The 14,317-nt window shown below is 51.5% G+C and carries 12 protein-coding genes; 4 read left to right on the forward strand and 8 right to left on the reverse strand.

The window, feature by feature from the left end:
- Nucleotides 1-28 precede the first annotated feature (28 nt).
- A complete protein-coding gene (locus tag BGX12_RS06940; protein WP_109735364.1) occupies nucleotides 29-655 on the forward strand; it encodes an EcsC family protein in 627 nt (208 codons plus the stop codon).
- 176 nt (nucleotides 656-831) lie between these two features.
- Nucleotides 832-2,961, forward strand: coding sequence for an elongation factor G (fusA, locus tag BGX12_RS06945; protein ID WP_109735365.1), 2,130 nt, complete (start codon nucleotides 832-834; stop codon nucleotides 2,959-2,961).
- A gap of 773 nt (nucleotides 2,962-3,734) precedes the next feature.
- Here the strand turns inward: fusA and mazG are convergent.
- Nucleotides 3,735-4,541 (reverse strand): nucleoside triphosphate pyrophosphohydrolase, encoded by an 807-nt coding sequence (mazG, locus tag BGX12_RS06950; protein WP_109735366.1) that lies wholly within the window; start codon nucleotides 4,539-4,541, stop codon nucleotides 3,735-3,737.
- Here mazG and BGX12_RS06955 point away from each other — a divergent pair, their 5' ends adjacent.
- Complete coding sequence (locus BGX12_RS06955; protein WP_109735367.1) at nucleotides 4,542-5,522, forward strand: DNA-processing protein DprA; 981 nt, start codon at nucleotides 4,542-4,544, stop codon at nucleotides 5,520-5,522.
- Nucleotide 5,523: 1 nt separating this feature from the next.
- Complete coding sequence (locus BGX12_RS06960; RefSeq protein WP_109735368.1) at nucleotides 5,524-5,805, forward strand: septum formation initiator family protein; 282 nt, start codon at nucleotides 5,524-5,526, stop codon at nucleotides 5,803-5,805.
- 660 nt (nucleotides 5,806-6,465) lie between these two features.
- Here the strand turns inward: BGX12_RS06960 and BGX12_RS06965 are convergent.
- The 7 genes from BGX12_RS06965 to rpsF all read right to left on the reverse strand — a co-directional run bounded on the left by BGX12_RS06965 (nucleotide 6,466) and on the right by rpsF (nucleotide 14,301).
- Nucleotides 6,466-9,525: an efflux RND transporter permease subunit gene (locus BGX12_RS06965; protein WP_109735369.1), complete on the reverse strand. Its 3,060-nt coding sequence runs from the start codon at nucleotides 9,523-9,525 to the stop codon at nucleotides 6,466-6,468.
- Between the two features lie 51 nt (nucleotides 9,526-9,576).
- On the reverse strand, nucleotides 9,577-10,689 hold the full coding sequence (locus BGX12_RS06970) for an efflux RND transporter periplasmic adaptor subunit (protein ID WP_109735403.1): 1,113 nt from the start codon (nucleotides 10,687-10,689) through the stop codon (nucleotides 9,577-9,579).
- A gap of 104 nt (nucleotides 10,690-10,793) precedes the next feature.
- On the reverse strand, nucleotides 10,794-11,504 hold the full coding sequence (locus BGX12_RS06975; protein WP_109735370.1) for a hypothetical protein: 711 nt from the start codon (nucleotides 11,502-11,504) through the stop codon (nucleotides 10,794-10,796).
- On the reverse strand, nucleotides 11,504-13,027 hold the full coding sequence (locus tag BGX12_RS06980) for a DUF5683 domain-containing protein (protein ID WP_109735371.1): 1,524 nt from the start codon (nucleotides 13,025-13,027) through the stop codon (nucleotides 11,504-11,506). The genes BGX12_RS06975 and BGX12_RS06980 overlap by 1 nt, the downstream gene beginning before the upstream one ends.
- Before the next feature lie 187 nt (nucleotides 13,028-13,214).
- The gene (gene rplI / locus BGX12_RS06985) at nucleotides 13,215-13,664 is read right to left on the reverse strand and encodes a 50S ribosomal protein L9 (RefSeq protein WP_073225763.1); all 450 of its coding nucleotides are present in this window, start codon (nucleotides 13,662-13,664) and stop codon (nucleotides 13,215-13,217) included.
- A gap of 17 nt (nucleotides 13,665-13,681) precedes the next feature.
- Entirely contained in the window at nucleotides 13,682-13,933 is a 252-nt protein-coding gene (rpsR, locus tag BGX12_RS06990; RefSeq protein WP_073155632.1) for a 30S ribosomal protein S18, read from the reverse strand.
- The gene (gene rpsF, locus BGX12_RS06995; protein ID WP_109735372.1) at nucleotides 13,933-14,301 is read right to left on the reverse strand and encodes a 30S ribosomal protein S6; all 369 of its coding nucleotides are present in this window, start codon (nucleotides 14,299-14,301) and stop codon (nucleotides 13,933-13,935) included. The genes rpsR and rpsF overlap by 1 nt, the downstream gene beginning before the upstream one ends.
- Between the last annotated feature and the right edge of the window lie 16 nt (nucleotides 14,302-14,317).

Raw genomic sequence — 14,317 nt, forward strand, 5'->3', positions numbered from 1 at the left:
ACAAGAGCATGCTTTTTTTGAGGCCATTATGGAAAACAAGAAAGAAACAGCAGACAAGCTGAAGGAAAAGATCACCAATCTCCTCCTGGACGTCATTACGGACATTCCGGAATCGCTGTACGAAAAATCCGACGAACAAGCCGTAAAGGTAAGGAAACTGATAACCCAGGCATCCCTGAAGGCTTCCGCCGTCAGTGCCACTCTTTCTGTTCCCGCAGGTCTCACCGGCGTGCTGACATCCATCCCGGACATCGTTGCCGTCTGGCGCATCCAGGCCCAGCTGGTGGCAGATATTGCGGCTACCTACGGAAAGATCGGTCTTCTCAGTCGCGAAGCTATGATCTGGTGTCTGTTCCGCCATAGTGCCGCCTCCCTCATGCGCGACGTGGTTGTCCGTACCGGCAGCCGCCTGGTGGTGCAGAAGCTGTCCCTGACCGCCCTCCAGAAAATTGTACAGAAGATCGGCCTCAAGGTTTCCACCAAGTTCATCGGGCGTGCAGCCCTCCGCGCCATCCCCGCCATCGGAGCCCTGGGTAACGGAGCCTATACCTATTATGATACTACCGAAGTCGGCAAGACTGCAGATTCCTACTTCAAGGCTCTTGCAGACCAACCACCTGCTGTGGAAGAAGCTGAAGTCGTCCAGGAAAAGTAGACGAAAAATCCCCTCATTTTTATAAAAAACAAGCATTTTTAAGAAAACCAGGGCATTACGCCCTGGTTTTTCCCGTTTCAGTACATCCCCAAAGCCCCCGCCCTTGACCCCTCCCCTATTTTTTTCTATCTTTGGGCGCAACTCAAATAAACATCAACTCCATTTGTGGAATAACTATGAAAAACATTACTACCCACAGAAATATTGGTATTTCTGCACACATCGACTCCGGTAAGACCACTCTTACCGAACGTATCCTCTACTACACCAAGCGTATTCACGCTATCCACGAAGTTCGTGGTAAGGACGGCGTCGGTGCCACGATGGACTCCATGGAACTCGAACGCGAACGCGGCATCACCATTCAGTCTGCTGCTACCTTCGCAAGCTGGACCCACACCAAGTCTGGTGAAGCTGACACCATCAACATTATCGATACCCCGGGGCACGTGGACTTCACTATCGAAGTTGAACGTTCTCTCCGTGTGCTTGACGGTGCTATCCTCGTTCTTACCGGCGTGGAAGGCGTTCAGTCTCAGTCTATTACCGTTGACCGTCAGATGAAGCGTTACCACGTACCGCGCGTCGTGTTCGTCAACAAGTGCGACCGTTCCGGTGCAAATCCGCTCCGCGTTGCTGTGATGCTCAAGGAAAAGCTGAACCACAAGCCCTGCGTCATGCAGATTCCTATCGGTCTGGAAGACCAGCTGAAGGGTGTGGTCGACCTCGTCGAAATGAAGGCCTACTACTTCGAAGGCGCCAACGGCGACGACATGATCGAAAAGGAAATTCCGGCTGAACTGGCTGACCAGGCTCAGGAATACCGTGAAAAGCTCGTTGACTGCTGCGCAGACTACAACGACGAAATCATGGAAATGGCTATGGAAGGCAAGTACGGTGTCGACGAAATCGACAAGGCCCTCATCAAGAAGACCATCCGCGAAGCTACCATTTCTCTCGAAGTCACTCCGGTGTTCATGGGTTCCGCTCACAAGAACATTGGTATCCAGAAGCTCCTGGACGGTGTCGTGGACTACCTCCCGAACCCGCAGGAAGTCGAAAACAAGGCTCTCGACCTGAACAACAACGAAGCTGAAGTTATCCTCAAGTCCGAAGACAACGAACCCATGGTTTCCTACGCATTTAAGCTGGTGAACGACCGCTACGGTCAGTTGACCTACATCCGCGTCTACCAGGGTGTGATCAAGAAGGGTGACATGATCACCAACATCTCCACTGGCAAGAAGGTTTCCGTTGGCCGTCTCGTTCGTATGCACGCTGACGAAATGGTGGATATCACCGAAGCTGGTGCAGGCGACATCGTTGCTCTGTTCGGTATTGACTGCGCATCCGGTACTACCTTTACCGATGGCAAGAACAATTACAACATGACCTCCATGCACGTTCCTAACCCGGTTATCGAATTGGTGATCGAAGCTAAGAACCGTGACGACCTGGACAACATGTCCAAGGCTCTGAACCGCTTCACTAAGGAAGACCCCACATTCCAGGTCGAAGTGAACAAGGAATCTGGCGAAACCATCATCAAGGGTATGGGCGAACTTCACCTCGACGTTTACATCGAACGTATGCGTCGTGAATACAAGGTTGACGTTCAGACTGGTGCTCCGCAGGTTGCATACCGCGAAACCATCACTCGCGCTTCCAAGTTCGACTACACCCACAAGAAGCAGACCGGTGGTAGCGGTCAGTACGCTAAGGTCGTCGGTGAAATGCGTCCGATGGCTGTGGAAGGCGACTCCGAAAAGGTTTACAACTTCATCAACTCCGTCGTTGGCGGCCGTATTCCTAAGGAATACATCCCGTCCTGCGATAAGGGCTTCCAGAGCTGCATGGCTGCAGGTTCCTTGATCGGCTTCCCGGTCGTTGGTATCGAAATGGACGTCCAGGATGGTGCATTCCACCCGGTTGACTCTTCTGATATGGCCTTCCAGGTTGCTGCTCGTATGGCTTTCCGCGAAGCTTTCGCTAAGGCTGGCGCTCAGATCCTCGAACCGATCATGAAGGTTGAAATCCAGACCCCGACCGAATTCCAGGGTTCCGTTGTTGGTAACGTTTCTCAGCGTCGTGGTACCATCGCTGGTACTAACGAAGAACTGGGCATGACCACCATCACCGCTGAAGTTCCGCTTTCCGAAATGTTCGGTTATGCAACTGACCTGCGTTCTATGACCCAGGGTAAGGCAGAATTCACCATGGAATTCTGCAAGTACTCTCCGGTTCCGCGCAACATTCAGGAAGAACTCATCAAGAAGTACGGCGACAAGGCTGGCGCACGCGCTTAACCTGACCGCATGGGCTAAGGCTGGATAGAACCTCTCGTAAGCCCATGCTCTCGCAAAAACAAAACGACCGGGTCATACCGGTCGTTTTGTTTTGCTCACGGGGAGACCGCATGGGCTAAGGCAGGATAAAAACTCTCGTAGGCCCATGCTCTCGTAAGCAAAAAAAGACCTCGGTGAAAACCGGGGTCTTTTTGCTCACGATATGACCGCAAACTCGGCGGCATATAGAAGAAGTCCCGCGATCACTCGCGGGACTTTTTTTTGTTTTTCACGTCGTACACAACACAAGGAGACATCCTTTTTACCAAGGGTCTCCATAATAAGGAAAAGAACCCTGCGAGTCTAGCCCGCAGGGTTCAGTGGAATTAGAAGAGAACAAGTGTGCTTCCTACCTAATCTACTCCGCGGTTAGAGGCCGGCATCCCGTCTCGAAAACCAGAATAGGTTGGAAGCACGTTCTTAATATACCTACCAATCACCCCGCAAGGAGATTTTTTCACAAACAGGCTGTTCCCAGAAAAAACATTCCAATATAGAGTATATGTTTTTTCCGAGCCTTTTACCCATAAATAAAGATAATATAAGGATCTTATAGGTAAATTCACATACAAATTAACACAATAACTTGTAAATCCTTAACTTTTTTACCCATAAGTTCGGCACTACACGATTTTTATGGGTAGCATACGAAGTTTCTTTTTAACTGCAATTCTTTTTTGGAGAAAATTTACCTATAAGCCTCCCTTTTACAACTGATTTATAGGTAATTTCTGTCAAGACCTAGCCGTTTTAACTTTCGCTTCCCGCCACAGTTCCTGGAGGCGTTCCGGAGTTTCCTCCTTCATCTCCTTGCCCTCGGCGCGGGCAAGTTCCTCCACGATGCGGAAGCGTTTCTCGAACTTGGAATTGGCCCGTTCCAGCGCAAGTGCGGCATTGAACCCGCAATGACGGGCCACGTTCACCAGGCTGAACAAAATATCGCCGAACTCATCTTCCATGCGGTCCACATTGGGATTTTCCGCAGAGGCCGCTTGCATTTCGGAACGGAATTCGCTAAATTCTTCTACGGCCTTATTGAACACAGGTTCCGCCTCGATCCAGTCAAAGCCCACCTTTGCTGCACGGCGTTGTATTTCCTGGGCACGGGCCAGCGTGGGCATGCTCCGGCTTACTTTATCCATAGCGGACTTCCCCGCCATATCCTGATTATTCTTTTCCGCAGCCTTGATGCGTTCCCAGCGTCGGGTGACCTCGCTTGCGTCGTCCACCTTTGCATCGCCAAAAACATGAGGGTGACGACGGATCATCTTTTCGCAGATTCCCTGCACCACATCGTCAATACTGAAATCGCCAGATTCCTTTGCGACCTGTGAGTGAAATACCACCTGGAAGAGAACGTCTCCCAGTTCTTCCGCCATGTGGACCTTGTCGTTGGCCTGAGCAGCATCGATGTATTCGTGGGATTCTTCGACCAGATACGGGAGCAGGGATTGATGAGTTTGCTTGCGGTCCCAGGGGCAGCCATTTTCCGAGCGGAGAGTGGCCATAATATTCACAAGATCTTGAAAGGAATACTTCATATGCACAAAGATAATTTTTTTGACTTTGATGACGCAAAAATCACAACGCACGAAATAAAAAGAAATGAAGGCAAGGACATTCTTGAAATCCGGGAAGACAAGTTTCCCTTGATGCTTCGTGAATCCAGGCTCAGGCCAAAGCAGCTGTACTACAGGGGAACGCTTCCTCCAGCAGGCTACATCGGGGTCGGCATGGTAGGGACAAGACGCCCCAGCAGTTCCGCACGGGAACTATGCCGCAGGCTAGTCCGTTCCCTGCAGGGCACGAAAGCGGTTGTAGTCTCGGGGCTCGCCCAGGGCATCGACAGCTACTGTCACGAGGCAGCCCTGGATGCAGGAATCCCTACGGTAGCAGTCATCGCCCAAGGTCTGGAGGCACCCCTAAGTGGAGACCGGAAGGTACTGGCCCAGCGGATCATTGACGCAGGCGGTACCATTGTCACGGAGTATCCAGGAGACGCCCCCAGCTATCGTGGGACATTCCCCGCCAGGAACCGCATCATCAGCGGTATGAGTCGGGCCATAGTTCTCGTCCAGAGCAAGACCAAGGGCGGCGCCCTGATTACCGCAGACTATTGCCTCCAGGAGGGAAAGTTGCTGCTGGCAGTTCCCGGGGACTTCGACAGTGAAGTTTCCAGCGGTCCGAACCTTTACCTGGACCAGGGGAAGGCAAGGTCCGTTTTTAGGCCCGAAAGCCTGCCTCTGGTGGCAGGAATTTCCAAAGACCTGTCCTTGGACGGCAAAAGTCCTGCAGGGGCTACAATAAGCCTTTCTGGCCTTACACAGGTCGGGTGCCAGCTCTCCCAGGACGCCACCGAACTTTTCAAACGGTTCAAAGGTTTTAGAAAGACTTTTTCAGAAATTCAAGACGAATGTAACTTTAAGACTGGCAACATTTTAGCTATATTAACGGAACTCGAGATTGCCGGTCTGGTAGAAACTCGGGACAACTTCCAGTTTTATTTTAGCGGGAGCAACTAGATTGAGCAAGCGTCTCTTCATTTCTCTTCTGGTACTGACGTTGGCTACCATTGTGGTAGTTTTCTCTCTGGTATTCGGAAAGAATAGCATTAGACAGCAGCGCAGGCTCACCCGCGAAATCACAAGCTACCAGACCACCATCGACTCGCTCCAAAAGATCATCGACGAAAGGAACGTTACTATCCAAAGACTTAGAAGCGATTCCCTGTATATCGAGGAACAATTGCGAGTCAAGTACGGAATGAGCCGCCAGGGCGAACGAGTCTTTCAATTCATCAAGTAATCCCCACTGCCCACCACCGCAGCGTCCGTTGCGCGGCATTTCTTTAGTTCCTCCCTCCGCTCGGCCTTTGGCCTCACCCGCTTCGCGGAGTCGGTCAGCCCTAAAAAACGCTCGCTCCACTCCCGCTGCTCCCCTTTTTTCCCACATGTCAGGAAAAATCAGGGGCACGTCGATGCCGTTTCCAAAGAACGTCGGGACGTATCTTGAAATATCTTGACGTTCTTTCGGGAAACACAAAAAGGGCTGCGGTAGCGGAGGAACTGGGTATTAGCAAGGAGTGAGTCCGCCGAAGGCGGGTGTAGCGAAGCGGAGCCTCACGACGGCTAATGACCCAGGCCGTAGCGATAGCAGGCTAGCAACCACCACACGTTCTTTCGGGAACAAAACAAGCGCCTGCGATAGCGGAGGAACTGGGTATTAGCAAGGAGTGAGTCCGCCGAAGGCGGGTGTAGCGAAGCGGAGCCTCACAACGGCTAATGACCCAGGCCGTAGCGACAGCAGGCTAGCAACCACCACACGTTCTTTCGGGAACAAAACAAGCGCCTGCGATAGCGGAGGAACTGGGTATTAGCAAGGAGTGAGTCCGCCGAAGGCGGGTGTAGCGAAGCGGAGCCTCACAACGGCTAATGACCCAGGCCGTAGCGATAGCAGGCACCCACACTAAGCCATCTTGCTGGCGTCCGTATGTCCGGTCTTCTCCACCTTCCCTGCGAAATAGCTATAAGCCGCCGGCACAATGAAGAGCGTCATGAAGGTAGCGAACGTGAGGCCACCGGCGATGGCGATGCCCATAGCCATACGGCTAGGCGTGCCCGTGAGGATCAAGGGCACTGCGCCCAATACCGTAGAAAGGCTAGTCATGAGGATTGGGCGGAAGCGGCGTTCCGCCGCCTGCCTAGCCGCTTCCAGCTTAGAACATCCGGTAGCAGCCGCAATCTGGTTTGCAAATTCCACAATCAAAATGCCGTTTTTCGTCACCAAGGCAATCAAAAGAATCAAGGCGATTTCACTGAAGATATTCAAGGTCTGTCCCGTCAGGAACAGGCAAGCCAGCGCACCAGCCAAAGCCAGCGGCACCGTAAAGAAAATCACCAGAGGAGCGCGGAAGCTTTCAAACTGTCCCGCAAGAACCAGGAAGATCAAAGCCAGCGCCAGCAGGAACACAATGTACAAGCCGGAAGAACTTTCCTCGAATTCCTTGGACGCACCACTCAAAGTAGTGCTCACGTTGGGATATTCCTTCAGGAGGCCTTTGGCAATTCGACGCATTTCTTCCACGCCGTCGCCGATGGTCTTTCCCGGGACAAGACCCGCCTGAATTGTCGCAGCGCTAAAGCGGTTATAGCGCGGGAGCGACGGCGACGCAGAACGTTCCGTATAAGTGATAAAGTTGTCAACACTCACTGCTTCACCCTTGTTATTCTTCACCGTCAGCAAGGACAAGTTTTGCGGCGTGGCACGGTACTGATAACCTACGGCCCCCACCACATCATATTGGCGGCCGTCCTTGTAGTATTCACCATAACTCATGTCACTAATACTTAACTGCACAGCCTGAGCAATATCATTTACAGACACCCCTTCTTCATTAGCCTTGTCGCGCAAGATCTCGATATGAAGTTCCGGCTTGGTAAACTTCAGATTGGTATTCACCACGCTAAACACCGGACTCTTGCTAGCCTCTTCCATGAACTTGGGCACCAAGGTTCGCAGCACTTCAATAGAACCAGCCTGCAGCACAAACTGTACCGGCAAACCACCACGCTGAGTACTGATGCTCTGAGGTTCAAACACCATCACGCGAAGGTCAGGATATTCGTTACCCAGAATCTGGATGGCGTGAGCAATTTCACTCTGGGGCCGACGAGCCGTCTTGTCGTCATTCAAGGACAGACGAATTCTGGAGTTACCCGCATTCCAGGCGCCAGCCTGCATTTCCTTGTATTCACCACTATCCAAAATGTTCATGACCTCGTCCACAAAAGCATCGGCCATACGCTTGGTGCGGGTAAGGGTCACGCCTTCAGGCATGTTCACGTTCACCATCACGGAGCCGGAATCTTCCGTAGGAGCCATTTCGCTACTCATATTGTTGAAGCAGAAATAAGCAGCCACCAGAAGCCCTGCCACCACCGGGAACAATAGCCAGCGTAACTTCAGGAAGCCACCCAGAAGCACAGAATAAATGCGGTTCAAGCCATTAAAGAAAGGTTCCGTAAAGTTATAGAAGCGCCCTTTCTTCTGCCTGCGCAGGAACTTGGAGCAAAGCATGGGAGAAAGAGTCAAAGCGCACAAAGTGGAAAGGAACACCGTTCCAATCATCACCGCCACGAACTCACGGAACAAGAGGCCCGTGGTACCGCCCAAGGCAAGCACCGGCACAAACACGGACATCAATACCACAGAGGTGGCAATCACGGCAAAGAAGATTTCGTTGGTACCCGCCACAGCAGCCTGCTTCGGGGTCATGCCCTTTTCAATCTTGTCGTAAATGTTTTCCACAATCACAATGGCATCATCCACCACAAGGCCGATGGCAAGCACCATTGCAAGCAAAGTCAAAACGTTAATACTGAATCCGCAAAGGTACAGGACAAAGAAGCTACCGATCACAGCCACCGGCACCACCACCATGGGGATAATGGTTGTACGGCCCTGACGGAGGAAGGCGAAGATAATGGCAGTCACCAGGAGGAATGCAACAAAGATGGTCTCCACCACTTCCTTGATGGATGCGCGAATGTTGATGGAAGTGTCGCGGCCGTAGAGCATATCCACGCCTTCGGGAAGTTCGCGACGGATGTCTTCCACACGCTTGTAGAATTCGTCGGCAATATTCACATGGTTACTGCCGGGCTGAGCCACCAAGGCGCAAGTAATAGTGTTCTTACCGTTACGACGGAAACCCTTACGAGTATCCATGGGTTCGTAATGGATGGTAGCCACATCGGCCACATGAATCACGGTGCCGTCAGCCGCAGTCTTCACAGCGATTCTGCCGAAGGCTTCAGGGTCCGGAATTCGGCCCAAGGTACGGATAGAAAGAGTTGTTTCAGAACCTTCGATGGAACCGGAAGGAAGTTCCAGGTTGCCACGCTTCAGGGCGGCGCTCATTTCGCTTCCGGTAACGCCCATGGCCTGCATTCGGATGGGATCGATCCACAAGCGGACCACCGGCTGCTTTTCGCCCCAGATCATCACTTCGGAAACACCGTTGATGGTCTGCAAGCGTTCCTTCACATGGTTGCGGGCAAGTTCAGAAACTTCCATGGGGTCCAGCTTATCGCTGACCAGGCTGATCATCAAAATGGGGTCGGAGTCGGAGTCGCTCTTGTTGACGGTAGGTTCGTCCACATCGTCGGGCAAGCGGCGGCGCACGCGGCTTACGCGGTCTCGGATATCGTTGGCGGCCGCTTCCAGGTCCATGCCCGTTTCGAATTCCGCACTGATGTAGGAGAAGCCATCGGAACTGGTAGAAGTCAAGGCCTTGATGCCCGGAGCACTATTGATGGAAGATTCAAGAACTTCGGTAACTTCCGCTTCCACCACCGCAGCGTTTGCGCCGGGATAAGAAGTTCGTACCTGAATCAAGGGATAGTCAACATTGGGAAATTCGCGGATACCCAGGTTGCTCATGCCGAAGGCGCCCAGCAACAGGATGACCAAAGCCATCACAGTCATGAGGACCGGGCGACGAACTGAAAGGTTAGCTACACTCATCTTAATTAGTAGGAAGTAGGAAGTTATTAGTAGGAAGCGGTCTACTTTTGTTTAGTCTACTTCGTAATCGGTATTGTTGCGGATTTCACGAATGCGGATAGAACTGCCCTGACGGATGCTGATCAAGCCTGAGGTAATCACCGTATCACCTTCATTCAAGCCGGAAACCACATCCACAGAAATCGGAGTGCGGAGTCCCGTTACCACACGGGTCATCTGGGCCTTGCCTTCCTTGGCAACAAACACATAGGCGCCATCCTTATCCAAAGTCAAAGCTTCTGCAGGAACGGGAATAGACTTCGCATGGCCCGTAGAAAGTTCCACACTCACCTTGGCGTAGCTACCAGCGATCAAATCACCATTCGCATTATCCACCACAACCATAATCTGGCGGGTACGGCTGCTTTCAGAAATAGTGGCATCCAGAGCCTTCACCTTTCCGGCCTTATCAATACCACGTTCCTCATCACGAAGATTGATCATGTCGCCCACTTTCAAATTGGATGCATAACGCTGCGGCAAGGCAAACTTGGCCTTTAACTGCTTGACTTCGCTAAGTGTCGCAATAGAGGTGCCGGTGGTCATCCAGGCGCCTGCAGACACATTCACAAATCCAAGCTTACCGCTAAACGGCGCACGAACTTCAGTCTTTGCAATTTGAGCCTTAATCAGCTCCACACTTGCATCAGCAGATTTCAGGGAAGCTTCAGCCGCTTCAAGGTCAATCTGGGTTGCGGCATTCTTTTCGACCAGGCCCTGGGTACGTTCCATTTTCTGCCTAGCCAGCTGCTGGTTGGATTCAGCCTGTTTCAGCTGAGCTCTCAATTCCGAATCATCGATCTTTGCCAGGAGAGCGCCCTTCTGCACATTGGCCCCATCCTTAGCGTATAAGTTCACCAAGCGTCCGTTCGCGGCAGAGGTCAATTCCACACTGTTCATGGCTTCCAAGGTTGCCATGGTCTGGAAGTTCTTATTGGCTTCATGAGATTGGGCAATATAACCTTCGACAGCAAAAGTCTTGGCACCACGGCCACCAGGTCCGCCCTTGCCAGCACCAGGACCTCCAGGTCCCTTTCCTGTAGGCGCCCCCTTAGCATCATCGCCGCCACATGCGGACAGCGCCAGCACCAGAGCGACAACAATCAATTCAAAAAATCTTTTCATATCCATCCAAGGATAAAAGCGTGAAACAATCCTCATCCAGTTTTTCGACATTTAGATGCCTCAAACAAGATAAGGGTTACAAGGTCATGTGCCCAAACACTCCCTTAGAACTTCACATTTAAAATCAAGCCGCTTCCATCTTCGCTGAATTCCGGAACAAACTGCATTCTTTCCGAAAAAGCCTTCGACGACGTCTTACGGTAAATTCGAACAGCATCCAGCATGGAAATCACTCGATTCAAGACAAGAGCTCCAGCACTAGCCTGAAATACAATGCGACTCACTCGGTAGTGACGCAAACGGCTCTTGTATTCTTCCATATGTTCAGTGGTCTCGGGATTATCGGAGCTACCCCAATCCCATTGAATGCTGGCATCCAATTCTTCGTCAACCTTCTTGCCAGCGCGGATCATGGCCTGGTTATAATCTTCATCCATATCCGGAGAGGAATTCTGACCAGCAACACCACTACGGCTACGATAGTCGCCCACCTTATTCAGCATGGATGTTTTCTTACTGCTAGTCGTAAGTCCTGCATGTCGAACAGCGTAGTCGTGAGCAGAAGTAATATAGCGTTCACCAATAAAATAGGAACCGATGGTGGAAACCCAAAGAGCCACATCAGCCCACACAAAAGGACGGACCAGGCCCTTTTCCTCCAAGTACAGTTCACCCATACCAGGAAGCAATGCAGATGCGCCTACCGCAAGAGCCAAGCTCTTGTCACGGTTCTTGCTTACCGTTTCATCAACGGAAATCACCACCTGGGAAAAGGCGGAGACTGCAGCAAGTAATAGGACGCAAAGAAGCTTCATTAGAATCCCCAGCTAGCCTGAACGTTCACGCCAAAGCCGCCGAACAACTGGAGGCCACTATCGAAGTGCAGACGGTCATACCAGGACAAATCTTCCTGATACAAGGTCTTATTGAAAGAACTTGCAGAAAGAGCAGCGTCTACAGCGGAAACAATATGGTTCAGGATCAAACCGCCAAAGAACCAAGCCTGCATGTCGGCATAATCATTTGCCTTGCTACGGATAGAACGGTACTTTTTCATGTTGTCAGATGCACCCAGCACTTCCGTTGCGGATTCAGGATTTTCCAGACCGAGATTCGTTGCCACAGCTTCGTCAGTCACATCGTCCCAACCCAGCACATAGGCCTTGTCGGCAATCTGCTGATAAACAGCGGATGCATCATCAAATCCATCCACTTGTTCAATTTCTTCACCAAGGCTTACCGGAGTGGTTACGAAATCACTCTTGAACTGACCGTCATTGGTGTAAAGCTTATCCCTGTTATAGCAACCGCGATCGGAGGCATTGTTATAGATACCGTCGCAGAAGGATTCTCGTGTACCAAGGTAACGTCTACGGAATTCAGTTTCGTAGTTTACGGCATCCTGGTCGTAGAGGTCTCGCATCTTACGTTCATAGCGACCGATAGAATAATGCTTCTTGGCAAACTTTTTATAGTCCCGAACCTGGTCATTATACTTGTATACGGAGTAATAGTACCAGCCACTCCAAAGGGCAGCTTCCAAAGCCAGGTAGACACCACCACGAACATAATTGAAGCTGGAACCGCCCACATACATCTGACCGGAACCAGGAATGATGAGGGACATGAACATGGCCTTACGGGGGCTTCTGTACTTACCCCTCATCTCATCAATGCCGTTCACCTTGGAAACCTTCACCGGACCAAGAAGGTCACGACGGCTCATGGAACTGCTGGAAGGCGCATCAGACACAGAACTACTGGACATTGCTGCGGCGATAGAATCTGCCTTAGCCTTTTCGGCAGCGGCAACGGAATCGGCAATCATCTGGGCAACTGCGGCGGAGTCGCGAGCAATCGCTTCCAGATCATCACGAATACGGGCGGAATCTGCGTATGCCTGAATGGCACGAGCATAGGCTTCATTTGCATCAATGTTCTTGTTTTCTGCAGCAGCGGCGGCAGCGTCATCGGCAGCCTTAGCACTATCGGAGTTCATGGCGGCCTGGGTTGCCATTTCCATGTTCCTGCGCTTTTCTTCGGCAGCTTCCCTGGCTAGGCGTTCCGCTTCGGCATCGGCGGCGGCCTGTTCTGCAGCAGCCTTTTCAGCGGCTGCTTTCTCGGCAGCCATTCGATCTGCTTCAGCCTTTTCTTCGGCAGCTTTCTTCTCGGCGGCGGCCATTTCTTCGGCAGCCTTCACAGAATCGGCTTTGGCCTGTTCAGCAGCAGTTTCCTCCGCTTCAAATTCAGCAAAAAGGTCTCTCGGCTGAGCAAAGGACGTAGAAACAAACATTCCGGCCACCAGGGCCATTACACTAACGAATGTAAACTTGCGCATACCATAAAAATAGAAAATTTGATGTGACGACGCATTGCAAATATAAGCGAAGCGCGATATTTGCAGGGGTGGGAGTCCAGAGGGCGGGGAACAGCCCCGCCCTTTGCATCTATAAAAAGAACCGCCCCCGTTAGGGAGCGGTTCATAAGCTTTTAGCTGAAAGGTTAGTTAGCTAAAGGACGGACAATTAAGCCTGTTCCTTAGTCACCCAAACCTTGACCTGAGCTTCAACGTCGCCGAAGACCTTGATGGTAACGGTGTAGACGCCAACCTGCTTGATGGGTTCAGCCAGTTCAACCTGAGCGCGAGTGATCTTGACACCCTGCTTGGTGATTGCTTCAGCGATGTCGGATGCGGATACAGAACCGTACAGACGTTCGCCTTCAACAACGCGGCGTTCCATGTTCACAGAAATCTGAGAAAGCTTAGCAGCTACGTCGCCAGCAGCTGCCAGTTCCTTCTGGAAAGCAGCCTCAACAGCAGCGCGGTTGTTTTCGATTTCAGCGATAGCTTCCTTGGTAGCGCGGACAGCGAGCTTGCGAGGGAAGAGGTAGTTATTTGCATAACCATTCTTAACCTTCACAACGTCGAGCATCTTACCGAGGTGAGGTACGTTAGCCTTAAGAATAATTTCCATAGTCTAGTTCCTCCTTATTAGCGCATGCTGTCAGAGACAAACGGAAGGATAGCCATCTGACGAGCACGCTTGATAGCTTCGTTCAGCATACGCTGATACTTAGCGGAGGTGCCAGAAATACGGCGAGGAATGATCTTGCCACGTTCAGAGATGAAGCGACGAAGAGTCTTTTCGTCCTTGTAGTCAATGAACTGAACATTGTTTTCGGTGAACCAGCAAGTCTTCTTGCGACGAATACGGGTTGCCTGCTTCTTATCTTCAAAAGCCATTATTCAGCCTCCCCTTCTTCTGCGTCAACCGGAACGATTTCTTCGGTAGACTGAGCCATGTCTGCATTGTAAACGATTTCGGTCATCGGATAATCAGCGAGGGTCATCCAACGGAGAACGTTTTCATTGAGCTTGAGAGCTGCTTCCATAGCGGCAACAGTTGCAACTTCTGCCTTGTAGTAGAAGATCACATAGAAGCCGTGCTGGCGCTTGTTGATAGAATAAGCGAGCTTGCGCTTGCCCCAATCGTCACGACGAACAATTTCGCCGCCCTTAGTGATTGCAGCGGCGATGGTCTCGATTTCAGCCTTGATGGCGTCGTCAGAGATCATAGCGTCGATGATCACCATAGTTTCATACTGTCTCATAGTGAGATCCCTTTGG

It is taken from the genome of Fibrobacter sp. UWR4 (assembly GCF_003149045.1).
GTDB lineage: Bacteria > Fibrobacterota > Fibrobacteria > Fibrobacterales > Fibrobacteraceae > Fibrobacter.

Bases quoted from the DNA above. Each gene is read 5' to 3' on its own strand.
- mazG (WP_109735366.1), bottom strand. From the start codon at position 4,541: ATGAAGTATTCCTTTCAAGATCTTGTGAATATTATGGCCACTCTCCGC.
- rplI (WP_073225763.1), bottom strand. From the start codon at position 13,664: ATGGAAATTATTCTTAAGGCTAACGTACCTCACCTCGGTAAGATGCTC.
- BGX12_RS06975 (WP_109735370.1), bottom strand. From the start codon at position 11,504: ATGAAGCTTCTTTGCGTCCTATTACTTGCTGCAGTCTCCGCCTTTTCC.
- rpsR (WP_073155632.1), bottom strand. From the start codon at position 13,933: ATGGCTTTTGAAGATAAGAAGCAGGCAACCCGTATTCGTCGCAAGAAG.
- BGX12_RS06980 (WP_109735371.1), bottom strand. From the start codon at position 13,027: ATGCGCAAGTTTACATTCGTTAGTGTAATGGCCCTGGTGGCCGGAATG.
- BGX12_RS06970 (WP_109735403.1), bottom strand. From the start codon at position 10,689: ATGAAAAGATTTTTTGAATTGATTGTTGTCGCTCTGGTGCTGGCGCTG.
- rpsF (WP_109735372.1), bottom strand. From the start codon at position 14,301: ATGAGACAGTATGAAACTATGGTGATCATCGACGCTATGATCTCTGAC.
- BGX12_RS06955 (WP_109735367.1), top strand. From the start codon at position 4,542: ATGCACAAAGATAATTTTTTTGACTTTGATGACGCAAAAATCACAACG.
- fusA (WP_109735365.1), top strand. From the start codon at position 832: ATGAAAAACATTACTACCCACAGAAATATTGGTATTTCTGCACACATC.
- BGX12_RS06965 (WP_109735369.1), bottom strand. From the start codon at position 9,525: ATGAGTGTAGCTAACCTTTCAGTTCGTCGCCCGGTCCTCATGACTGTG.
- BGX12_RS06940 (WP_109735364.1), top strand. From the start codon at position 29: ATGGAAAACAAGAAAGAAACAGCAGACAAGCTGAAGGAAAAGATCACC.